General features: G+C 64.0%; 6 protein-coding genes. All 6 read right to left on the reverse strand.

Going from position 1 to position 25,627, the window contains the following annotated elements; translation table 11 throughout:
• Window positions 1-5,481, reverse strand: a complete 5,481-nt coding sequence (locus tag B586_RS18715; RefSeq protein WP_054879149.1) for a type I polyketide synthase — start codon at window positions 5,479-5,481, stop codon at window positions 1-3.
• Window positions 5,478-12,080: a type I polyketide synthase gene (locus B586_RS18720; protein ID WP_054879148.1), complete on the reverse strand. Its 6,603-nt coding sequence runs from the start codon at window positions 12,078-12,080 to the stop codon at window positions 5,478-5,480. The genes B586_RS18715 and B586_RS18720 overlap by 4 nt, the downstream gene beginning before the upstream one ends.
• The gene (locus B586_RS18725) at window positions 12,077-16,732 is read right to left on the reverse strand and encodes a type I polyketide synthase (RefSeq protein ID WP_054879147.1); all 4,656 of its coding nucleotides are present in this window, start codon (window positions 16,730-16,732) and stop codon (window positions 12,077-12,079) included. Before B586_RS18725 ends, B586_RS18720 begins: the two co-directional genes overlap by 4 nt.
• The gene (locus B586_RS18730) at window positions 16,732-22,365 is read right to left on the reverse strand and encodes a type I polyketide synthase (RefSeq protein WP_054879146.1); all 5,634 of its coding nucleotides are present in this window, start codon (window positions 22,363-22,365) and stop codon (window positions 16,732-16,734) included. Before B586_RS18730 ends, B586_RS18725 begins: the two co-directional genes overlap by 1 nt.
• Window positions 22,362-24,113 carry a long-chain-fatty-acid--AMP ligase FAAL26/FadD26 gene (gene fadD26 / locus B586_RS18735; protein WP_054880816.1) on the reverse strand — a complete coding sequence of 584 codons (1,752 nt, stop codon included), beginning with the start codon at window positions 24,111-24,113 and terminating at the stop codon, window positions 22,362-22,364. The genes B586_RS18730 and fadD26 overlap by 4 nt, the downstream gene beginning before the upstream one ends.
• Window positions 24,114-24,714: 601 nt before the next feature.
• On the reverse strand, window positions 24,715-25,497 hold the full coding sequence (locus tag B586_RS18740) for a thioesterase II family protein (RefSeq protein WP_156406923.1): 783 nt from the start codon (window positions 25,495-25,497) through the stop codon (window positions 24,715-24,717).
• Between the last annotated feature and the right edge of the window lie 130 nt (window positions 25,498-25,627).

A 25,627-nucleotide genomic window follows, 5' to 3' on the forward strand; every position in this document is an offset into this window, starting at 1 on the left:
CTATCCTCCCTGTACGTCAGGTTTAGGTCGGCGCCGCATCGCGGCTCCATGTCGCGCCGCCGCACGCTGCTGCGCGCGGTCACGAACGGTGTCCGTGCTTTTCAGGTTGTCGAGCTTCTGTTCTGGGCTCGCGAGCCCAAGTTGACGCACAAGATCGGCCGTCAGGTCTTGTAGGGACGCGCCCTGCAAGATCAATGTCACCGGCGGTTCCACGCCGAAGTCCGCCCGTGCACCGTTGCGGATCCGCACCGCCATCAGGGAATCCAGCCCCAGCTCGGTCAACGGCACGGCGGGATCGACTGTTGATCGGTCAGCGTAGCCCATCACCGCCGCGATCCGCGCGCGCATCCGCTCGGTCACCACGCGCTGAGCCTCTGCCGGATCGAGATCGGCAAGCGCGTCAGGCCCGGCCCAGTCGCCCAGGTCGCCCGCCGCATCCAGCTGCTCGACCACCCAGGTGAAGTAGCTGATGCTGCGCATCTCCGGGAATGTGACCAGAGCCTTATCGGCACGTAACCGGGCGACGCCCGTGCGGGTCCGGCCGGCGGCCAGCAACGAGTCGAGAGCCTCGATGCCCTCTGCCGGGGTGATTGTATCAAGAACACTGCCTACCAACGCCTGGGCGACGCCCACGTCTGACCATGGGCCCCAGTTGATCACCGCCGCCGGCAAACCGGATGCCTTGCGCCACGTGACCAACGCGTCGAGCCATGCGCTGGCACATGCGTATGCCGCTTGTCCGGGCGAGCCCAAGAGCGAAGCAACGGACGAGAACCCCAGCCACCAGTCGAGCTCACAGCTAGCGCTGGCCTGGTGCATCCGCAGGGCGCCGGTGGCTTTGGGCGTCCAAACCCGCTCCAGGTTTTCTCTGGTCATGGTGAACACCAGACTGTCTTCGATGACCGCCGCGCCGTGCACTATCCCACGCAAGTCGCGCTGGCCTTTTCCTGCCGCCTCGATCAAACTTTCGGCCACACCTGGTGCCGCCACATCACCGCGCACCAGCACGATTTCGGCGCGAGATTCCAATTCGGCGACGATTTTGAGCTGTTCCTCGCTGGGGTCGCTGCGGCCGCCCAGGACCACCCGACCAGCGCCGCGATCTACCAGCCATCTGGCAACGACTAGGCCAAGGCCACCAAGACCACCCGTGACGATGTATGCCGCTCCAGGGCGAACCACCGGATTGTCTTTGCCTACATCAAATATGGCTGGAAGAGTCGCCCGGCACAGCCGTTCGACGAATCTGCGTTCACCCCGCCACGCGATCACATCATCGCCACCGGACTCACTGGCAGAATTGTGCAGTTCAGCGGTCAGCGCAGCGATCCGATCGTGCGTGGCATCCAGATCGAGCAGGGTGGCGCGCAGGTCCGGATTCTCCAGGGCCAGCACTCGCACCAGACCCTTCAAGGCGGCCGTCGCGGGGGCTCCCGGCTCGTCGTCCTGAACGGAAAGACCACCACCAGCGATCAACCACAGCCGTGGCGATCGACCGTGCCAGGTGCCGACGATCGCACGAACGACAGTCGAGATCGACCACACCGAGTCCCGCGCTTGTACCAGCCCGTCGTCCAACCCGGTTGCCGCACCGCCGACGAAGACGACCACGCCAACGGGTGGGTGCTCTGGATCACCGGCCGTCTCCGCGAATGCGGCAAGCATCGCCGATTCGTCGTGGAGATTGGCGGTGTGCACCCGCCGCATCGGTGAGCTCCACCCTGCGATGAATTCGTCTGCCAGGGATTTAGCTGAGGGATCCAAGTCGGTGAGTACCAACCAACTTGTGCGCGCTGTCTCGGTGGCCGACTCCGAAGCCGGCGAGACCGAAATCGGGCTTTCGATCCACTCGGCGTCGAAGACCTTCTGCGCCAACGGCAATGGTACCGCACGACGCTCGACACGTCGCAGGTAGATGCCATCCACTTCGGCTGCTACGTAACCGGCGTCGTCGATCAAGACGATCTTGCCCAACTTGCCGGCGCCGCCGTCGAGGTTCGTCAGGCGTGCCCGACACCGGGCGTGCCGACCGATGTCGCGGTATACCCGGATCGTCTCGAACGACACCGGCAGGTAGCTGACCTCCGCCGACCCTGCGGCCTCGCCGTCGGGTATTGCGGCACCGACACTTTGCAGCGCCGCATCCAGCACGACGGGGTGGAGCCGATATCCGGGATGCCGGGGAGCCTCGTCGGGAACGGTGATCTCGGTTTCCGCGGAACCGTCGGGCAGCCGAGCTATCCGGGTCAATGCCGCAAACACCGGACCATGGTGTTGACCGGTCTGCCGGAGCACGGCGTAGAAATCGGCTGGCGACACGGTTACCTCGTTCGAAGAACCGGGTGCTTGCTGGTACGGCTGCGCGACATGGTGCGATACGTGCTCAACCTTGGCCGTGGCGTGCCGAGAGAAGTCACCGCGAGGTGAGCGGGAATAGACTTCGACCCGAATATTGCTGTCCCCGTGGCGAGTTAACTGCGTCGTCAGCGGTGTGTGGTTGTCGAGGGGAAGCATCTGCTCGACCTCGAACTGGTTGATCATAATGGCGCCAGCGGGTACACCGAGCGCTTCGCTGGCCGCGGCCACAGCGATCTCGGCAAACGCGGCGGCCGGCATGATGGGCTGGCCGAACACCTTGTGGTCGGCCAGCCAGGGGCATACGTCGGTTCCGACATCTGCCTGCCAGACGTGGTCTCCGCTGCCAGGCATCTCGATGTGCACACCGAGCAGCGGGTGGGTCACGGCCAGCTCCGACATCGCTGATCGATCCGCAACCCAGAATCGCGAGTGCTGCCACGGTGTGGGTGGCAGATCCACCAGTCGGCCGTTGGCGCTGTCCGACCCGGTCACTCCGACGGTGGCAAGTTGGGCGTGGAAGAACAGGGTCTGGTCAAGGTCGCGGTTCATCGCCCCCAAAACGGTATGGGTGACGACGCCGGTCTCGCCGACGGTGTCGGTGATGGCGTGTGTGAGCACGGGGTGGGGGCTGATCTCAATGAACGTGCACTGAGGGCCGCCGGCACCGCTAGCGGCCTGTGTGATGGCCTGGTGGAACCGCACCGGGTTGCGCAGATTAGCTGCCCAATAGTCGGCGTCCATCACCGCCTGGGCGTGCTCGTGAGTGGTGGTGATGATCGGGATGCTCAGCGTCTGCGGAGTCAAATCCGCTAGTGCACTTCGCAACTCGGGGAGAATCGGATCGATGATCGAATGGTGCGAGGCCACCTCAACATCGACGCGGCGCGCTAACCGATTCTGCGCCGCCACCGCGGAGATCACCGCATCCACCGACTCCGGCGGGCCGGCAATCACCGATTGGCGCGGCGAGGCGTACACCGCCAGCGTCACCTGCGGATAGTCAGCAATCAGCGACTCGGTGGCGTCGGCGTCCAACTCGAGCAGCGCCATCGCGCCCTGGCCCGACAGCCGCGCCATCAACTTCGACCGGGTAGCGATCACCCGCAGGCCCTGCTCGGGCGTCAACGCGCCGGCTACCACCGCCGCGGACACCTCACCCATCGAGTGCCCGATCACGGCATCCGGTGTCACCCCGTAGGAACGCCACAACTCGGTGAGCGCCAACTGCATCCCTACCAGCACCGGCTGGATGCGTTCGATGCCTACCACCTCGTCGCCGTCGGCAAGTGTCTGCTGCAGCGAAAAACCGACCTGGGCAACGAATGTGGGCTCCAGTTCAGCGACCGCCTTGGCGAACGCCGGCTCATCGGCCAGCAGCTGCCTGCCCATCCCTGCCCACTGCGAGCCCTGGCCCGAATACACAAAGACTCGGCCGGGCCCAGCGGCATGCTGATCGCAACCCACCACTCCCACTCGTGGCTGTCCGGCCGCCAGTGCCCGTAACCCCGCGACCGCCTCCGCGTGGTCACGCGCGAGCACGGTAGCCAACTGGGGGTGCCGGACCCGGTGCTGGTTCAGCGTGTGCGCCACGTCGGGCAGCGGGGCCGCCGCGCCCGGCCCCGACATCCAGTCGGCCAACGCCGCGGCCGCCGACGCCACCCGTGTGGCCGTCTTGCCCGATACCACCAGGGCTGAAACATGTGGCGTCCCAACGGCTGTCGGCACGGTCGTGTCTGGCGCCTGCTCGATCACCATATGCGCGTTGGTCCCGCTGAGACCGAACGAAGACACCGCTGCTCGCCGCGGACCCGGTGCTGCCGGCCATGGTGCGCTCTCGGTAGGCACAAACAGCCGGGTCGTCGACGCGTCAATGGCCGGGTTCCATCGAGTGAAGTGCAAATTACGCGGAATGTGTCCGCGCTGCACCGCCAGCACCGTCTTGATGAATCCGGCGACTCCGGCGGCGGCCTCCAGATGGCCGATGTTGGTCTTCACCGACCCCAAAGCGCACGAGCCCTCGCCCTGGCCTTTTTTCAGGCCGTAGGTGGCCGCCAACGACTCGAACTCGATAGGGTCGCCCAACACCGTTCCGGTGCCGTGTGTTTCGACATAGTTCACGCTGTCGGGGGTGACATCCGCTAGCCGCAAGGCGGTCGTGATCACGTCGCGTTGCGCCAGCGCGTTGGGCGCGGTCATGCCGTTGGACCGACCGTCTTGATTGGTCGCTGAACCACGAATCACGGCCAGCACACGATCCTGGTCACGGAGCGCGTCGGCTAGCCGTTTGAGCACCACCACTCCGCAGCCCTCGCCGCGCACGAATCCGTCCGCGTTGGCGTCGAAGCTATTGCATCGTCCGGTCGGCGATAGCGCCGACCACTTGGACAACGCGATGGCGGTGAACGGCGACAAGGTGAGCTGCACACCGCCGGCTAGTGCCACGTCGCTCTCACGTAGCCGTAAGCTCTGACACGCCAGGTGGATTGCCACCAACGACGACGAGCACGCGGTGTCCACGGCTACCGCCGGACCGCGCAATCCCAACAGATACGAGATCCGTCCCACTGCCGCGCAGTGCGGAGTCCCGGTGCTCAGGTAAGCGTCGATGTCGGCTCTGCGCTCGATGTTGACGATCGTGTAGTCCCACGAGGACAGCCCCATCATCACCGCGGTCCGGGTGCCGCTGAGCGAATCGGGTGCAATGCCGGCGTGCTCAAGGGATTCCCAGGCAACCTCGAGCAGCATCCGATGCTGCGGATCCATCGCCACGGCTTCACGAGGTGTGATGCCGAAGAAGTCGGCGTCGAAAGCGTCAACGTCGGGAACGAAACCGCCCCACTTCGTCGTCATCCGCCCCGACGCCGACGGGTCGGGATCGTAGAACGCGTCCGCATCCCACCGATCCGGTGGCACCTCGCTGATCGCATCGCCGCCGTCGACCAGCAGCTGCCAAAAGCTCTCTGGCCCAGTCACATTCCCCGGGAAACGACAACCGATGCCCACCACAGCGACTGGCTCTGAAATGTCGGTCGGGAAAGCGGTCCCAGCCCGGACCAGTTCGCGCGCCAAGGCCGCTCGTGCGTTCGGCGACAGTTGCGCTGCGCGCTCCGCCAAGCTCGTCATGACTCGCCTCTCGTTGCGCCATCCGATAATGTCGCGGCCAGCTCGCTGGCCTCGACCAGATCAGAGAGCAGGTCCATCTCCTCTTCGGACAGTTCCGCGTCCGCACCAGGAGCCTCCTGCGCCTCGGCCGGTAACGCATAGTCCATACGTTCGCATAGTGCGGTCGCGAGGTCGGTGATTGTCGGATATGCCCATACCAGCGCGACAGGCAACGTGATGCCCAGACTGGCTTCCAACCGGTTTCGCAACTCCAGACCCATCAAAGAGTCGAGGCCAAGCGTCTCCAGCGGCCGGTCGTGGTCGATTGGATCGCTCGAGCGCAACACCCCGCGGATCTCGTCGGCGATCGCCGATGCGAGGCGTCCCGGGCGTTCGGCCGCGTCGAGAGCGTCCAGTTGCGCACGAATCTTGCCCCCGCCGCGCCGTTCCCCGCTTTTCAGGGTTGCCGTGTCCTGCAAGTTGGCGAACAACGACGACCCCGCCACGGCCGGGAAGGATTGGAACCACTGCCGCGCGTCGAGGCTGAACACACCGGTTTGCGCACGATCAGCGGCAAGCACCGTCTGCATCGCGGCCAGCCCCTGCTCGGCGGTGATCAGCGAGACACCGAGATCGGCGAAGAACTGGGCCCGCCCCACCTCGGCCCATGGGCCCCAGTTGATTCCGACGGCGGGCAGTCCAAGCGAGCGCCGATGGGCAACGAGGCCGTCGACCCACGAGTTCGCGGCGGCATAGGCACCCTGCCCGGGTGTGCCGAGCAGCGAGGAGGCCGAAGAGAAGGTCAACCACCAGTCGACGTCGAGCGCAGCGGTGGCCTGATGTAGCCGCCAGCTGCCGGAGACTTTCGGAGCGAACACCCGTCTCGCGGCGGAATCCGTCATATTCAGCACGATCTCGTCGGCGAGAACCATGGCGCTGTGCAGAACTCCAGCCAACCGGAAACCCGCGCTTTGGACCGCGTGCACCAGCGCCTCCGCCGTGCCGGGTTCGGAAATGTCACCGGTGACCACCTCAATCCGGTGACCGGCGGCGGTCAGGTCCGCGATGGCCGCCGCAACGTCATCGCTGGGAGCCGAACGTCCATTCAGGACAATCAATCCCGCGCCTTGCTCGGCCAGCCACCGCGCGACGACGAAACCGAGACCGCCCATACCACCGACGATCAGGTAGCCGCCGTCTTGGCTGACCAGTGGAACCGGTGGCGGGGACGCGATCGCGTCGATACTGCCCTCGCGCGGTATTGATATGACGATCTTGCCGGTGTGCTTGCCGGACGCCATGAGCCGAAATGCGTCGGCCGCGTCGTGCAGGCTGAATTCGGTGACAGGAAGCACCTGTAGTCCGCCATCGGCTACGTGCGCCAAGATGTCTTGCAGCAGTTGGCGATACCGCGCCGGTTGCAGCTTCAGATTCAGATCAAGGTCTACCACGGAGAAGGACGCACTCTTCGCCAGTGCGGCCAAGCCCAAGTTGGCATCGGCGTAGACATCTTTCTTGCCAATTTCGATGAACCGGCCGCCGGGAGAAAGTATCTGCACGCCGCGCTGAATCGCTTCACCTGCCAGCGAATTGAGAATGATATCGACGCCATAGCCGTCCGTAAGCTCAAGTATCTCGTCGGCGAAGTCCACGCTTCGCGAGTCGCCAACATACTCGACCCCGAGCTCGGACAGCATTTGTCGCTTGGCATCAGAGCCGGCCGTCGTGTAGATGCGAGCGCCGATCATCTTGGCGATCGAAACCGCCGCCATGCCGACACCGCCGGTGGCGGAATGGATCAGCACGCGTTCACCGGGGGACAGCCGCCCAACCTCACACAGGCAGTGCCAAGCGGTGAGGTACGCGACGCCGAACGTGGCCGCCTCGTGATCGGGTAGCGTGTCGGGGATGGGGACGACGAGGTCGGCAATCGTCCCGAGGTGTGTTCCGAATGTGCCGGGGCCAAAGGCGATAACGCGCTGCCCAACCTCGACAGAGTCAACGTCGTCGCCGATGGCCGTCACGTAGCCGACGCATTCGCCACCGATCACTGGTGCGGCACCGTCGAGTCCCGGGTACACGCCCATCGCCTTGAGCACATCGCTGAAGTTGAGTCCCGCGGCGACGACCCGAACCTCGACCTGATCGCCTTGCGGCTTGCCCCGCTTAACCTGGTGCACCGTCAATGCGTCCAGTCGTCCGGGTTGATCGATCTGCAGCCGGACTGCGCCTGAGCCATCCAGTTCTACGACCGTGCGGCGAGTTTCGCCGGCCAGTTCGCCCTTCGGCGTGGTCGGCGCCGGCACCAACCGGTTGACGTAGCGTTGCCCGTCCCGGTAGGCGACCTCGTCGTGGTCGCAACCGGCCAGCAGCTCCTCGGTCAGGTCGGCCAGTGAGCCTGTGCCGTCGGCTTCGATGTCAAGCAGCGTCGCCTTGAGTTCCGAATGCTCGAACGTAAGCACCCGGACGACTCCACGTAGCTCGGTCTGCGCCAACGTGATTGACTCGCCTGCATCGAGCTGCTGCGCGCCTCGGGTGACGATCCACAGTCGCGGACTCTTGCGGGCACCCATGCGCGTCACCGCCTGGACCACATCGGCGATCTGGAGGGTGCGCGTCTGCGCTAGTTCCAGTTGAGCATCATCGGACAACGACTCATCGCTCGCTCGCGGCGGACACACCACGACGATGCCATCCCAGCTGATGTCGGTTCGGGTGATCGCCGCCTGCAGCTTCGCTTGGTCGTCTGCGGAGACCAGCCCAACTTCTGCCCCACTTTCGCTCAACCGGTCGCGCAGCGACGACTGCAGCGCGGGCAGCAGCGGGTCGCCGGCGGCGACGTCACCGATCAACAACAGACCACTCTGCGCCGAAGACCTCTGGGCCGCCTTGTCCAGCGGTGCGGGCTCCCACTCCAACGCGAATAGGCGATCGGTAAGTTCCGTTGCGCCGCTACCGGCGCCAAGCACCGCCATCTGGACTTCGTCGATGACGAGTAACGGTTGGCCGTCCTGATCAGTCAGGACGACTTCGCCGACCAGCCGATCTGAGCCCTCGGTTGCGATCAGCGACCCGACCGCGCAGACACCGCGGGTGATATCGCCGTACACATGCACGCCCGCGAAACGTACTGGCAGCACCAATGTTTGCCGGGCGGTCTGCCCGCCGGCCAAGTCGGTCGCCATCCGGGTAGCACCCAGTGTCTGCAACGCGATATCCATCATGACCGGGTGCAGCAGGAAGTCGCGGGACCCCATTCTGGCCGAAGAGGGTAACCGCACTTCAGCGCGGGCGGCACCGGATTCTTCGACCGCGAGCCCGACGATCCCTTGAAACGCCGGTCCGTGTTGTTGGCCGGCGCCCCGCAGCCGCTGATACAAGTCGTCGGGGTCGAGTTCGTCCACTACATCGGCCGGGGTTGCGTCGCGCCCCTGGCGATCCGACGGCTGCACTGGCTCGGCACGTCCAACGGTGGCGGTGGCATGGGTGGTCCAACCCGAAGAGCCACTGCGAGTGCGTATTTCGACCCGGCACCGCTGCTCGTCGCCGGTGAGCGTGGTGACGAGAACAATACCTTCGGTCACGTGCAAAACCTGGTGAAGGTCAAGCTCGCAGATCATCCACGGCTGACCTTGTTCAGTTCGCTCGTCTGGGAAGGCGTCCGTCGCGGCCGCCAGCGCGACCTCGGCGTAGGCCGCACCCGGCAGCACGCAGAGATCGTCGATAACGTGATCCCCGAGCCACAGCAGATCAGGGTCGAGCTCGCTTTCCCAAACCCGGGTGCCATTGGTGGGGTCGGTGACACCGACGCCAAGCAGCGGGTGGATATCCGCCCTGTGGTATGCCGCCGATGTGGCGCTGATCCAGTGGCGGGTGTGCTGCCACGGGGTGGTGGGCAGCACGGGGTGTGGTTCGCAGGGGTGGGGAGTTCGGGGTGGGCGGCTGGTGTGCGTTGCGTTGAGGTTGGTGTGGAACTCGAGGGTATCGTGGGCGTCGCGTTGCAGAGTGCCGATGCTCAAATAGCCGGCGCTAACGGTATTTTCATCGGCTGCGCCGTCGATGCTGCGCACGATGTCGCTGATCGAGTGGGTGAGCAGTGGGTGTGCGCTGATTTCGATGAAGGTGTGGTAGTCGCCGCCGATGCCACTACTGGCGTGAGTGATGGCCTGCTGAAAGCGCACCGGGTTACGCATGTTGGTCGCCCAGTGCTCGGCGTCGAAGATGGGAGTGCTGCTGAGGTCCTCGTAGGTGGTGGAGATGATCGGGATGGTTGGTGGCTGCGGGGTGAGATCGGCTAATTCCGAACGCATCTGGGGTTGCAGCGCATCCATGGCCGGGTTGTGTGGTGCCACTTCGATGTTGACTCGGGTGGCGAAACCGTCCTGCTGGCGCACCTTATCGATCAGAGCGTCGATCATGGCCGTCGGCCCGGCGATCACGGTTTGGCGCGGGGAGGCATAGATCCCCAAGCTCACTTGCGGGTAGTCGGCGATCAACGTCTCGGTCGCCGCGGCGTCGAGTTCGAGCAACGCCATCGTGCCCTGCCCAGACAACGGCGCCATCAGCCGCGACCGGGTCGCGGTGACCCGTAGCCCCTGAGCGGGGGTCAGCGCACCGGCCACCACCGCGGCGGCCACTTCGCCCATCGAGTGACCGATCACCGCATCTGGTTCCACCCCGTAGGACCGCCACAACTCGGTCAGCGCCAGCTGCATCCCCATCAGTCCCAGCTGGATCTGCTCGATACCAACCAGTTCCTTGCCGTTGGCCAGCACATCGTGCAGCGAAAAGCCCGCTTGTGCAACGAATTCAGGCTCTAGTTTGGCGATGGCTTCGGCGAATGCCGGTTCGTCGGCCAGCAGTTGGCGGCCCATTCCGGCCCACTGTGATCCTCGTCCCGAGTAGACGAACACCGTGCCCGGACCGACCGCGCTGTCACGGGGGGCCACCACGCCGGAAGCGGATTGACCCGCGGCCAGCGCCCGCAACCCCGCCACCGCTTGGCCCCGATCAACGGCCGCCACCGTGCCGAACTTGGTGTGCCGGGCCCGGTGATGGTTCAGGGTGTGCGCAACATCAGCCAGCGGCACCGCAGCGCCGGGGCCTTCCATCCAATCGGCCAGCACCGACGCCGTCGCGGCCACCCGCTGCACCGTCTTGCCGGACACCACCAGCGTCGACACCGCCGGATCAGGGCTCGGCTGCGACCCAGGCGCTGCCACCGGCGCGGGTGCCTGTTCGAGCACCACATGTGCATTCGTTCCACTGACGCCGAACGACGACACCCCCGCCCGGCGAGGCCGACCGGTGGTCGGCCATTCGAGGCCTTCGGCGGCAATGTTTAGCCGCACTGCCGCCTCGCTGGCATGTGTTGTCAACTGGTGGAAGTTGAGGTGCCGCGGAATGTACCCGTTGCGAATGGCGAGCACAGCTTTTATTAGCCCAGCGACACCCGCCGCCGCTTCCAGATGACCAAGATTGGTCTTCACCGACCCGATCACCAACGGAGCAGAGCCCTCCCGATCGTTGAAAACCTTGCTCAACGAATCGAGTTCGATCGGATCACCCAACGGGGTGCCCGTTCCGTGGGCCTCGATGTAGTCGATGTCCGCAGCGGCTAACTTCGACGACGCTAACGCGGTGCGGAGCAACTCCTGCTGCGCCGGCCCGTTGGGAACGGTCACGCCGCTGCTGGCGCCGTCCTGGTTGACCGCCGAGCCGCGCACCACGGCGAGGATGCGGTTGCCGTCGCGCACCGCGTCATCCAATCGCTTCAGCACCACCACCCCGGCGCCCTCGCCCCGCACATACCCGTCGGCGGACACATCGAAGGTCTTGCATTGCCCCTCCGGCGACAGCATCCCCCAGCGCGAGCAGGCGATGCTCGGTCCCGGGCTAAGCAGCAGGTTGGTTCCACCGACTAAGGCCGTGTCGCTTTCCCGGCTACGCAAGCTCTGGCATGCCAGGTGCACGGCCACCAACGACGACGAGCAGGCGGTGTCGATAACCACCGCCGGACCCCGAGCTCCGAGGATGTAGGCCAACCGTCCAGCAGCGAAGTTCGCTGAATTGCCGGTTGGTATGTAGGCGTCGAGGTCTTCGGGCCGCAACCGGCCTGCCAGCGTAAGCATGTAATCGTAGGCGGTGACGCCGACGAATACCGAGGTTTGCGTCCCGCGAATAGTGTGTGGCTGCACACCCGCGTCTTCCAAGGCTTCCCAGGCAACTTCGATCAACAACCGCTGCTGCGGGTCCATTGCCGAGGCTTCACGCGGGGAGATTGAGAAGAACTCCGCATCGAACTCATCAGGCTGCCAGCCGGTGAGAAAGCCGCCTTCGGTGCTGCATATCGTGCCTGGCACGGTGTGATCGTCGGTGTAGTAGGCATCGGCATCCCACCGGTCGGCGGGAACCCGAACGATGCCATTTCGCCCATCGCGCAACAGATCCCAGAACTGTTCGGGGTTGTTGACCCCGCCCGGGAATCGGCACCCCATGCCGATCACTGCGATCGGCTCGGTGCTGGACTTTTCGGCGATTTCCAGGCGTGCGGTGAGATCATCGATCTTGTGCAACGCCTCGGTGATGATCACCCGGCGATCAGGTGTCGCGGCGGTCATTGCGTTCCTCTTAGTCTTTCCGAAAGTTGTTCCAACAACTCGGCTTCGGTGAATTCGTCATACGCGTCGGCCGTTGCCGGCTCAGATGGTGCTTCTGTTTGCAGGAGCTCAGGCAGGATGGTGGCCAGATAGTCGGTAAGGCTGTACACGGTCGGGTAATCAAAGACGACAGATGCCGGCAAAAATTCGCCAAGACTGTCCGACAAGGCTCGTTGCAGCGTCACGCTCATCAGCGAGTCCATGCCAAGTTGGAAGAAGCCGGCCGACGGGTCCAGCGTTTCGGCGGGAGGCATTCCCATCACCTTGGCGGCTAAGGCGCTGACGTGGTCGAACAACATGTCGTGTCGGCGTTCTGCCTGGCAGTTCCGTAGGGCTTTGCGGAATTCGCTTTCCTGCATCGGCACCTCGCCCGGCGCGGGCAACAGGTCGTCGACCATGCGCAGCGCCCCGCGGGTGCGGTATGCGGCGGCCAATAGCGGCCAATCCGCTGCCACCACAACCGAATGCACTGGCGCGTCCGGGTTCATCACCAGCGGCAGCGCCCCGATCGCCACTTCGTCAGCCATGGGTTGCAGGCCGGATTCAGCGCTCACCTGGGTCGCGTCTTGCTGCGCGTCGGCCAGCGATTTCCACAAACCCCAGGCCACGACGGTGGCTGGCAGTCCTACCAGCCGCCGGGCGTAGCCCAGAGTGTCCAGGAAGGCACTGGTCGCGGTGTAGTGCGCCAGCCATCGCGAGCCGATGAGACCTGAGATCGAGGAGAACGAAACAAAGTACTTCACAGGCTGTTTCAGCGACAAACGGTGCAACAGCGATGCGGCGTTCAGTTTGGGTCGGAACATCGCGGCCACGTCGTCATCGGTCATATCGCTCAGCAATACCGGCTGGCCGGCAAAGGCCGCCAAGTAGATTCCCTCCAGCGGAGGCAGATCCACCCCGAACCGATCGAACAGGGCGGTCATCGCGGCGGGGTCGGTCGCATCCGCGGCGACTGAGATGAGGTTCGTCCCGGTTGCGGCGAGGCTCGCGGCCAACTCCGCCAGCCGGGTGCCGGGATTGCGGGACACGGTGACGATCGTCGTGGCCCCCATTGCGGCGAGCTGACGGATCAGGTGCGGTCCGATGTTTCCGGTGGCCCCGATGACGAGCTGACTGGTGGCTTGCCCCGAACTCAGTTTCACCGGCGACACCGCGGATGCGGTTCGCCGCTGCAGCCGCGGCGCGCGGCGCACACCCGCTCGGTAGACGACCTGGTCCTCTCGGTCTTTTTCGTCCTGGCCGGTGACTTCGTCCAATACGCACCGCGCGGCCAGCTCGGGAGGCATCGACTCATCGAGATCGATGACACCACCCCAAATTTCGGGATGCTCCAGCGCCAGTGTGCGGCCGAAACCCCACAGCACCGCGTGGGCGGGATTGGCGCGCTCACCCACTGCGATGGGTTGGGCATTGCGGGTCACGACGACGAGCTTCGGTTTCGAGGTACCCACGACCATCGCGGCCGCTAACCGTCGTACCGCATGGAACAGCCGGTACCCGGGTTCCGGATCGACAGGGTCGACCGATTCGGCTGAGACCGGCGGTGCGTAGAGCACGTTGTCGACACCCCGTAAAGCGTTGTGCAGGTCGTGCAGCGTGCTCGCATCATGATCAAGCGCCGAAGGTGCAAGGACTTCAACCCGGGACGCAGGATCGGCCACCATTGCCAACCGGGCCAGTTCGTCCGACAGCCCGGGATCGGATACCACCAGCCACGAGCCGTTGTTGGCCGGCGCCGCACCAGGCTCACTGGTCAGGGGGCGAGCCGGCCAGTCAAGCTGGTAGCTCCAGCTGTCGAGCTCGGTGTTTCCGGTTCCGGTCGCGTGCATCGCAACCCCGTTGCGGTCCGGATGTTGCAGCGCGGTCGTGCTTGCCGGCGATGTGGTGATCCAGTGGCGGGTGTGTTGCCAAGGGGTGGTGGGGATGCGGGGGTGCGGCTCGCACGGATGAGGGACGTCAGGCGGGCTGGCCGGACGGGCGGTGTTGAGGTTGGTGCGGAAGGTGATGGTGTCGTCGGTATCGCGTTGCAGGGTCCCGATACTCAAGTATTCGCGATACTTACTTTCGTGCTGCACGCTCTCACACGTGTCGGTAATGGCTTGAGTCAATAGCGGGTGTGCGCTGATTTCGATGAAGGTGTGGTGGTTGCTAATGGCGTGGGTGATCGCCTGCTGGAAGCGTACTGGGTTGCGCATATTGGTGGCCCAGTGCTCGGCATCGAACACCGGGCGCGAGCCGAGGTCAGCGTAGGTGGTGGAAAGGATCGGAATCGTCGGGGTCCGCGCAGCCAAATCGGCAAGCTCGGAACGCATCTGAGGCTGTAGCGCATCCATCGCCGGATTGTGCGGAGCCACTTCGATATTGACCCGACTCGCGAACCGGTTCTGCGCGCGCACCCGGTCGATCAACTCATCGATCTGTTCGGTGGGCCCGGCGATCACCGTTTGGCGCGGCGAGTTGTAAATCCCCAACGTCACCTGCGGGTAGTCGGCGATCAACCCCTCCGTCTCGGCCGCGTCAAGCCCAAGCAGCGCCATGCCGCCCTGCCCGGACAGCGGAGCCATCAGCCGCGACCGGGTAGCGGTCACCCGCAGCCCCTCGGCAGCAGTCAGCGCCCCAGCCACCACCGCGGCGGCCACCTCACCCATCGAATGCCCGATCACCAAATCCGGTTGCACCCCGTAAGACCGCCACAACTCGGTCAGCGTCAGCTGCATGCCGATCAAACCCAGCTGGATCTGCTCGATACCAACCAGTTCCTTACCATTGGCCAGCACATCGTGCAGCGAGAAACCGGCATGGGCGACAAACACCGGCTCCAACTCGGCCACCGCAGCCGCGAAAGCCGGCTCATCAGCCAATAACTGGCGCCCCATCCCCGCCCACTGCGAACCGCGCCCCGAATACACAAACACCGTTCCCGGCCCAGGCGTGCCATCCTGCGGCCCGACCACACCGGGCGCCTGCTGGCCAGCGGCCAACGCCCGCAATCCCGCCACCGCCTGGACCCGGTCACGAGCGACCACGGTGCCAAACTTGGCGTGCCGCGACCGATGATGATTCAACGTGTGAGCCACATCAGCCAACGCCACCTCAGCGCCGGCCCCCTCAATCCAATCGGCCAGCACCCCCGCCGTCGCTGCCACCCGCTGCACCGTCTTACCCGCCACCACCAGCGTCGATACCTCAGTGCCGGAGCCGCGTTCGGTCGCCGGTGTCAGCTCGGGACCCTGCTCAATGATGACGTGGGCGTTCGTCCCACCCAAGCCAAACGACGACACCGCCGCGCGACGCGGCCCTGCGTGACCGTCGGAGGTCGGCCACGAGGAGTTCTCGGTGGGGACGAAGAACCTAGTCGGCGCGGCGTCGATGGCTGGATTCCATTGCGAAAAATGCAGATTCGGCGGGATCTTGGCACGTTGCACCGAAAGCGTCGCCTTGATGAATCCCGCGATCCCGGCCGCCGCCTCCAAGTGACCCAGGTTGGTCTTGACGGCCCCCAGCGCGCATGCGCTCTCGCTATGGCCTTTCTTAAGGCCGTAGGTGGCCGCCAGCGCCTCGAATTCGATCGGGTCCCCCAACACTGTGCCAGTGCCATGGGATTCGACGTAGTTCACGCTCTCAGGCGCGATGTCACCAGAGCGCAAGGCATCGGCGATCACATCACACTGCGCGGCGGTATTCGGGGCGGTGACACCGTTGGAGCGGCCGTCCTGATTGACCGCAGAACCGCGCACCACCGCCAGCACCGGGTCGCCGTCACGCACCGCGTCAGTCAACCGCTTGAGCACCACCACCCCGGCGCCCTCACCGCGCACGAACCCGTCCGCCGCAGCATCGAATGCCGCGCACCGGCCTTGCGGGGACAACAATCCCCAGGCGGAAATTGCGATTTGCGTCTCTGGGCGCAGCGTGATGCTCACTCCGCCGGCCAGGGCCAGGTCGGTTTCGCGCAGCCGCAAACTCTGGCAGGCCAGGTGCACCGCCACCAGCGACGATGAACATGCGGTGTCTACCGCCACCGATGGACCACGCAGTCCCAACAGGTAGGAGATTCGGCCGACGGTGATGCTGTGGGCGTTTCCGGTTCCGCTGTAGGCGTCGACATTCTCCAGGCTGGCGGCCAACATGGATTGGTATTCGTTGAAGTACACGCCCATCATCACGCCGGTTCGGCTGCCGGCCAGGGAATCCGGTGGGATTCCCGCATTTTCGAGGGCTTCCCAGGCAACCTCGAGCAGTATCCGCTGCTGCGGGTCCATCGCCGCGGCTTCACGTGGTGTGATACCGAAGAATTCCGCGTCGAAGCCCGCGATGTCGGGGACGAAACCGCCCCATTTCGTGGTCATCCGACCCGGCGTCAACGGGTCAGGGTCATAAAACGCGTCCGCGTCCCAACGATCGGCCGGTACTCTCGAGATCGCGTTGCGGCCGTCGACCAACAGATCCCAGAAGCTATCCGGCCCGGTCACGTCCCCAGGAAACCGGCAACCGATCCCCACCACCGCGATGGGCTCTGCTACCGCGATCCGAGAGATCTTGGTGAATTCCTCAGCAAGGGTGGCGCGCTGCTGCGCGGTCATGCCGGAAATCCGGCTGAAAGCGGTCCGCATTACACCGACCCTTCGGCCTCAGTCGAGGTCGATTCGATGCGGTCGAAGAGACTGTCCAATACGCTTCCCGCTGAGGCGGATAAGGAGGCCATCTTGTCTTCTTGCGAATCGTGCTGCGGTGCAACTACTTTTGCCAGATACGCGGCTAGTAACGCAACGGTTGGATGGTTGAACAGCATGATGGCCGACAGCTCTATCCCGATGAACTGCTCGGCTTCACGCCGAATCGCCATTGCCATAAGGGAGTTGAGCCCAAGTTCGGCAAACGGCCGGTCGGTGTCCAGCTCCGCCTCGGCCACCCGGAGCTCTGCAGCGATGATGGTCCGTAAGCCACTTTCAAGTTCTTTCCGCACCTCGGTGGCCGCCATCTGCGACCAGTTTCGCGCCGGGACCAGATAGCTGTCCCCAGCGGCGGGGCCGGCGGACCCGTCGGGCCTGGGGACTGGCAGCACAACCGCCTGCGCGACGTCGTAGGCATCGACGTACTCCCACGCGGTGAACGCCTCCGAAGGCGTAATGTCACGCGACCCCATTCGCTGCAGCTCGTCGCCGACAAGCTGGGCGTTAGCGGCGAATCCGAGGCCCCGCCAAGCCACCCAGTCGAGGCTCATAGTGTGGCAGCCTTGTTGGCGGCGCGCCCGCGCCAACGCGTCCAGGTAGGAATTCGCGGCAGCGTAAGAGCCCTGCCCCGGGATACCGAAGATTCCTGCGGCCGAGGCGGTCAAGTACAAGAAGTCCACGCTGCCGGGCGGAAAGACCTCGTGCAGCACCTGGCTGCCGGCGATCTTGGGCCACATCACCTGACGAACCGGATCGTCGGTCATGTTCGTCACGAGTTGGTCATTCGTAACGCCTGCCGCATGGATGACCCCGCGGATCGGCGCGGCGCCGTCACGGTCACGCTTGGCCAACAGGGCCTGCACATCGTCGTGACGGCCGACGTCGGCTGCGACGGCTTCGACTGTCACTCCCCGCATCTCCAGGGCGCGGATTGCATCGATCTTCTGACGCAGTCCGGCTTGGCTGTTCAGGAGGGTGTCGAGGTCCCAGTCCCGCCTTGGCGGCAACGGTGTACGGCCCGTCAATACCAGTCGACGAGCACCACGGTCGGCGAGCCACTCAGCCATCAGCAGGCCAAGCGCACCCATTCCACCGGTGATGAGGTAGGCCGCATCGGCCTTGCATTGCAAGGATTTGCGCACCGGATCACTTCGGATCGGCGCCAATGTCGGGGCGAGCACGACACCGTCACGTAGTACCAAGATCGACTTGGTTGATGTTTGAACCAGATTGGCAAGTGCCGGTGCGGCGTCGCCAAGGTCATCGTCGATTGCGAGATCGACTAGCCCGCCCCACAATTCGGGATGCTCCGCAGCGATGACACCCGCAAAGCCCCACAGGAAGCTCTGGCGCAGCGCGGACGGGGCCACCGATTCGTGAACTCCGCGTGTGACGATCCACAGCGCTGCGGGCTTACCCGGCTCCCGCTCCGCTAAAGTCCGCACCAGATCTCTGATCTCGGCGGTGGTCCGCACGGCGAAGTCGACATCGGTCTCACCTACGGTTGCCGGACAGGAATCCGCGACGTAAACGACGTAACGTACCTCAGAGACCCCAGCCGCCGGCGCGGCCAGCGTGTAGCCCGCCTCCTTGAGGCGTAAGCCAAGCGCGGCGCCGTCATTGCCGATTACCGCGACAGACCCCGAACCTGCCACCGAAGTGTTGGAGCAATCCAGGTCGGTCCGCGGTTGCCAGTCGATCGCGTGCACGAAATTCCTGGCGTCTGTCCAGGCATCCGCATGGGATTCAACGAAACTGACCGACCCGGGCTGTTGCGCGTTGTCAAAGTCCAGCGCCCGATACTGAAGTGACCGCATGGTCGCCCATGGCAACCCGCCGCCGTCGGCGACGGTGACATCGACGGTGATCCCGTCGTCGTCGCGAGCAGTGCGATTCAACGTCACCGAGCCGCGTGGTCCGGTGGCGGTGTCGCCTAACCACACTTGCTCGATGCTTGCCGGCAGGTAAAGCCGCGTGTCGGTGACGTCCGCCAGCGCGGGGACGAGAATTGCGGCGTCGAGTAGCGGCGCGACCGCCCCTTCGGGCAGGGCATCGGGAAGCTCGATCCCAACCGTGCGGCCGGTTGACTGCTGCGTCTTTTGCGTCCATGACTTCACGGACCACTCGAAAGGCAGGCCGTCGACCCCACGCAGCGCGAGCAGCGCCGCTATGTCGGGAATCGAGTCCGCAATCGCGTCCAGATGACCGTTAGTTTGATCCGGGTGGTGCGATGGAGCCGCGGAACGCGCCGGTGCTGAGGAAAGCTGCGCGGTCACATGCCGCGTCCACCGGTCCTGGGGAGTTTCGGTGGCAGGACTTGAGGCCAGGCTGATCGATTGATTATCGACGACAACCTGGATCAGACGGGGTCGATCAGCGAAAATGGGTTGCTCGAATCGGATCCCGGATAGCGTCGAATAACCCAATTCCGCTGCGGCGCAAAGGATTGTGTGCAGTACAATAGAAGCAGGGACCACCTCGACACCGTGGAATCGATGCCAGCCCCGGTACGGCTTGGCCTGCGGCGCCAGCCGCGCCTGCCACAAGTGGATGGGCAGACTCCCCGAGCCCCCGAAGGCCCCGGTAACCGTGGTGTGTTGGCCAAGTAGTGTGCCGACCCGGGGCGCCAATCCAACAGAGTTGACCGGACGTTTCCTGGTGATCCAATGCCGGGTGTGCTGCCAGGGGGTGCTGGGGATCGTTACGTGTGGTTCCGCAGGATGAGGGGTGTGTGGCGGGTGGGCGGTGTTGGCGGTGTTGAGGTTGGTGCGGAAGGTGATGGTGTCGTCGGCGTCGCGTTGCAGGGTCCCGATGCTGGTGTACCGGGTGCCATGCTGGGCGCAGTGCAGCGTGTCAATGATGGCCTGGGTCAGCAGCGGGTGTGCGCTGATTTCGATGAAGGTGTGGTAGTCGGTTCCGGCGGTCATGATCGCCTGCTGGAAATGCACTGGGTTGCGCATATTGGTGGCCCAGTGCTCGGCATCGAACACCGGGCGCGAGCCGAGGTCAGCGTAGGTGGTGGAAAGGATCGGAATCGTCGGGGTCCGCGCAGCCAAATCGGCAAGCTCGGAACGCATCTGAGGCTGTAGCGCATCCATCGCCGGATTGTGCGGAGCCACTTCGATATTGACCCGACTGGCGAACCGGTTCTGCGCGCGCACCCGGTCGATCAACTCATCGATCTGTTCGGTGGGCCCGGCGATCACCGTTTGGCGCGGCGAGTTGTAAATCCCCAACGTCACCTGCGGGTAGTCGGCGATCAACCCCTCCGTCTCGGCCGCGTCAAGCTCGAGCAGCGCCATGCCGCCCTGCCCGGACAGCGGAGCCATCAGCCGCGACCGGGTAGCGGTCACCCGCAGCCCCTCGGCAGCAGTCAGCGCCCCAGCCACCACCGCGGCGGCCACCTCACCCATCGAATGCCCGATCACCAAATCCGGTTGCACCCCGTAAGACCGCCACAACTCGGTCAGCGTCAGCTGCATGCCGATCAAACCCAGCTGGATCTGCTCGATACCAACCAGTTCCTTACCATTGGCCAGCACATCGTGCAGCGAGAAACCGGCATGGGCGACAAACACCGGCTCCAACTCGGCCACCGCAGCCGCGAAAGCCGGCTCATCAGCCAATAACTGGCGCCCCATCCCCGCCCACTGCGAACCGCGCCCCGAATACACAAACACCGTTCCCGGCCCAGGCGTGCCATCCTGCGGCCCGACCACACCGGGCGCCTGCTGGCCAGCGGCCAACGCCCGCAATCCCGCCACCGCCTGGACCCGGTCACGAGCGACCACGGTGCCAAACTTGGCGTGCCGCGACCGATGATGATTCAACGTGTGAGCCACATCAGCCAACGCCACCTCAGCGCCGGCCCCCTCAATCCAATCGGCCAGCACCCCCGCCGTCGCTGCCACCCGCTGCACCGTCTTACCCGCCACCACCAGCGTCGACAGTGCCGGGACCACCCCCGGCTCGGGTGTGGGAGTCTCTTCCTGGCCCTGCTCGATCACCACATGCGCGTTCGACCCACCGAATCCGAATGACGACACACCGGCCCGCCGCGGATGCCCTGTGTCTGGCCATTCTCTCTGGGCGTCAACGACTTTCATCCGCAACTCAGCAAAGGGAATGTGCGGGTTCGGGCTTTCAAAACACTGATTCGGTGGAATCTGACCACGCTGCACCGCCAGCACTGTCTTGATGAAGCCAGCGATGCCCGCCGCTGCCTCGGTGTGACCGAGGTTGGTCTTGATGGCGCCGATGAGTAGCGGAGAATCCTGGGCGCGTCCGCGGCCCAGCACCGCGCCCAAAGCGCGCGCTTCGATCGGATCTCCCAACAGGGTTCCGGTCCCGTGAGTTTCAACGTAGTCGATGTCGGTCGGTTGCATTCCGGCGTTGGCATAGGCGGCGCGCAGCACCGCCATTTGGGCCGCCGGGTTGGGGGCCATCAGCCCGTTGGAGCGGCCATCCTGGTTGACCGCTGAGCCGCAGATAATGGCAAGCACCCGATCACCGTCGCGCTGCGCGTCGGTCAACCGCTTAAGCACCACCACCCCAGCGCCCTCACCGCGCACAAACCCGTCGGCGGCCGCGTCGAACGCGCGGCAACGACCGGTCGGCGACAACGCCCCGACCTGGTCGAAACCGCGAAATACGGCCGGGGACAATAACAAATTCACGCCCGCCGCAATGGCCAGGTTGGAATCCTCGGTCCGCAGGCTTTGGCAGGCGAGGTGGATCGCGACCAACGACGACGAGCACGCGGTATCAACCGCGACAGACGGGCCACGCAGGTCGAGAAAATACGAGAGGCGGTTCGCGATGATGCTCATTGCACCACCCGTGTTGCTCCAGCCGTCCACTTGCGGGAGATCGGTGGAAGCGATGGCGCCGTATTCGCTCAGGCATGACCCGGCGAAGACGCCCGTCTGCGAACGGCGCAGCGAGTTAGGTGAAATTCCCGCGTGCTCCAACGCCTCCCAAGCCACTTCCAGCAGCAGGCGCTGCTGCGGGTCCATCTTGTCGGCTTCGCTGGGTGAGATCTCGAAGAATTCCGAGTCGAAGGCGTCGATGTCCTCCAAGAATGAGCCCCACCGCGTGGTACGCGCAAGCAGTGCCTTGACTTCCGGCGAGCCGTCGTCGAAGAGCTCCCACCGTTCGTCGGGGACCTGCCCGATCGAGGAACGACGGTCACACAGAAACTGCCACAACGCTTCTGGACCAGATATCCCCCCTGGGAAGCGACACCCCATCCCGATGACGGCGATCGGCTCCTCGAGTGAACCCCGGCCCGGGCGCCGCAGCGCCGCTTCCGATTCGCCGTCAGGGGCGGGCGCAGTGAGATACGCGGCCAGCGCATTGATCGTCGGGTGCTCCCAGAAGTCGATCGGGGATACGGTCTTGCCTAACAACTCTGTCAATTCCCCGGACAGCACGACCGCATCGCGGGAGCTCACGCCCAGGTCGGCCAGCGATAGATCAAGGTCGACCTCATCCGGTGTACAGCCGATATTCGTCACCAAGTAGTCGACCAGCCAGTGGCGAAGGTCGGCTTCACCACCAATGCTCGCCGTCATACCTTCACGTCCAGCCGTATGAACCCGTCGCTGCGATAACGTTCGACACAGGCTGAACGTCGGACCTTGCCGCTTGTTGTGACCGGGATCGAGCCAGGTGGCACCAGAACGAGGTCGGCCACATGCAGACTGTGCGACTTCGATATAGCGGAGGTGACTTCACGCTTCACCGAGCGGAGCTTGAGCATGTGGTCTTCCGCGGACGCTCCGCGTCGCTTGAATTCGATGATCGCCACCAGCTGCTCGGTGATGTCGTCCGGCACACCAATCGCTGCAACCCGGCCGCCGGTGATCTCCTGGATCGTCGCCTCGATGTCGTCCGGGTAGTGGTTGCGACCATCGACGATGAGCAGGTCTTTGATGCGGCCCATGATGAACAGTTCGCCATCAGACATGACACCCAGGTCTCCGGTCCGAAGCCACGGACCCTCCGGGGTGCCAGGTGCGGGGTCGACGATCTTGGCGTTGAAGGTCCGCGCGGTCTGCTCGGGCTTGCGCCAATATCCCATGGCCACATGGTCGCCCTGTAACCAGATCTCCCCGACCGTTCCGGCCGGGTTCTCGATCATGGTCTCCGGATCGACGATTCGCACAGCCGATGCATCAGGTGATCCGTAACTGATGAGTTCGGTCGCGCCTCTCCCTTCGGCTCCGCAGGCCTTGGCCTGACTGGCCGTCAGGTGCTCGTAGTCGAAACGCACCGCCTTGGGCACGGTGCCAGGTTCGGGAGCCGCCACATATAGGGTCGCTTCCGCGAGCCCGTATGACGGTCGTACGGCCGTGGGGTTGAGATTGAAACGGGCGAAGCGCTCGGTGAAACGCTTCACCGTTGCGACATGGATTCGTTCACTGCCGCTAACGATTCCGAGCACGGCGCCGAGGTCGAGTCCCGCCATGTCGTCGTCGGACGTTCGGCGCACGACCAACTCGAAAGCAAAATTCGGCGCTGCAGAAAAGCACGACCCGATAGTCGCGAGAAGTTGCATCCAGCAGGCCGGGCGGCGCAAAAACGACATCGGGCTCAGCAACACCGCGCTTCGTCCAGCGACCATTGGCGCGCAAATCCCAAGAATCAAGCCCATGTCGTGAAACAGGGGAAGCCATGACAACAGGGTCATGTTCGGAGTCTTTGTGGCGTCGCCAAAATAGCCGTTCAGGCTTTGCATCACATTAGCGATAACGTTCTTGTGTGACACCATGACGCCGGCTGGCGTGCGTGTCGACCCGGACGTGTATTGGAGATAAGCCGGCCTAGCAGAGGGCTGAGGGGCCTTCGGCAGCGGGAGTGACGCGTTCAAGTCAAGCAGATCGACCTCAATGACCGACGGGGCGTCCCGTCCGTCTTGTGCACAAGCGTATTTCGCCACGTCGCTAACCACGGACGAAGTCGTAAGAATAGCGACCGGTTGGGAATCCTGTAGTACCGCCGAAACGCGTTCGTCGTGAACGGCATACTGCGGTGTTGAAAGAGGAACCGCGATAAATCCGGCCTGGAGAGCCCCTAAGAACGCGATAACATATTCCAGTCCCTGCGGCGCCAAAATTGCCACTCTATCACCGGGCACACCACACAATTTGAGCTCTTTAGCAATGATGCAAGCGCGTGTGTAAACTTGCGACCACGTCAAGCTCTCAGCAAAGCCCTTCGGGTCTGATCCGTAGTCAATGTATGTGTAGGCGGTCGTGCCAGCCTGCTGATCCGCCCGTTCCTTCAGCAAAGCGGGGACGGAAAAGTTGGTCACGACCATACCCCCTTCCACCTTCCGTTCGGCTTGAGAGCTCATTGGCTTGACCGCGTTCATGATGTGCCCGCACCGTGTGAACCCCCGATGGATCGCACAGCTCGACTTCCCGACGCTGGGAAACCTCGCGGTCTGAGCTGACCAGGCTGCTCTGACGATTACGCAACTCTGCTATCGAGGCACGTCGGCGTGCCTACCAAAGCCCATCTGCATGGTGTCAGATTACTGTCCCTTGACTAAACCCGTTCCCCTACAACTAGACCTTGTATGTACGGTAATCGCCTCCCGAGACAGCTGCGTGCATTATTTGGAAAATCCAGATGCTTGCCAGCGATCGGCCACGTCGTCGACAGATGCTCGAGTCTATCAGCTGGACCGATGGTCCCAACCCGCGATTTCTGCGGCCACTGGTGTGACCTGTGGTACATCAATGGACGACGGTCGGCCGATAGCCGATTCGAGTTAGACGGGACCCGCGGCCAGCTTTGAGACTGATGCCCATTTGTAACGAGATTCACACCCACCCCGACTGCACCGGCCCTGGCGCATGACGGTGGACAACGAGCTAGCGGTGCGACGCCGTCCGATCCCCAGCCCGTAGACTCAGCTAAGCTCGATCACACCATTCGAGCGTTTTGTCTTCTATATCGCATACCAGCTCTGACAAATTGTCATTGAGGTAGAAATGGTCCCCAGGAAACACCCGAATCGCGAACTCTCCCGTCGTTCGCTCACCCCATGGCGTCATGTCTTCTTGGGTCGCAATCCAATCCTTATCGCCAATAAACGCATAAATTGGGCACGACACCGTCGTCTCTGGCGGACAGCTATAGCCTGCAATGGCGCGGGCCGCCCGCAACGTGGGCAGCACCCCGACACGAAATTCTTCGTCCTCAAAAAAATCCGGATTCATGCCGGTCATGCGGGCGACCAAGTCCAGCATGTCGTTATCGGAAAAATCCTTGATTTGCTGGTACCTGATATGACCCGGAGCCGAACAAGCCGAGACGAACAGGGCGACGAGACGATACCCCGCCGATTGGAATCTCAACGCCACTTCGAAAGCCAGCATTCCGCCCATACTGTGACCAAAAAAAGCGACTGGATCGCCCGTCGGAGCCGACGGCTTCATCATTGCGAAGATTTCATCAGCCAGGGCGGGAATACTAGTGAGCGGCGGCAGGCCATACCCGTCGCGCTGCCCCGGGTACTGGACAGCGATCCGCTTTACGTCCGCTGAAAACTCCCGGGAAAATGGGACATAATATGCCGCGTCTCCACCCGCATGCGGGAAAATATATAGCGTAGGCGCGGTAGAATTTTCGCCACCTTTGCCGTTGTTCGAGTGCCCGTTCACCGCGCCAGCATACCCTGGTCCAAGACCATGCACCGACACCTCGAACGTCAAAATAAGACGACGTAGTCCTATCTGACGGCGCTACCGGATGTGTTACTGGGATCGCTAACCCGCCCTAGAGCCGACGCACTCGCGTCGACGACGCACCCGCGGCGGCAACGAC

The sequence above is a fragment of the Mycobacterium haemophilum DSM 44634 genome (assembly GCF_000340435.2).
Lineage (GTDB): Bacteria > Actinomycetota > Actinomycetes > Mycobacteriales > Mycobacteriaceae > Mycobacterium > Mycobacterium haemophilum.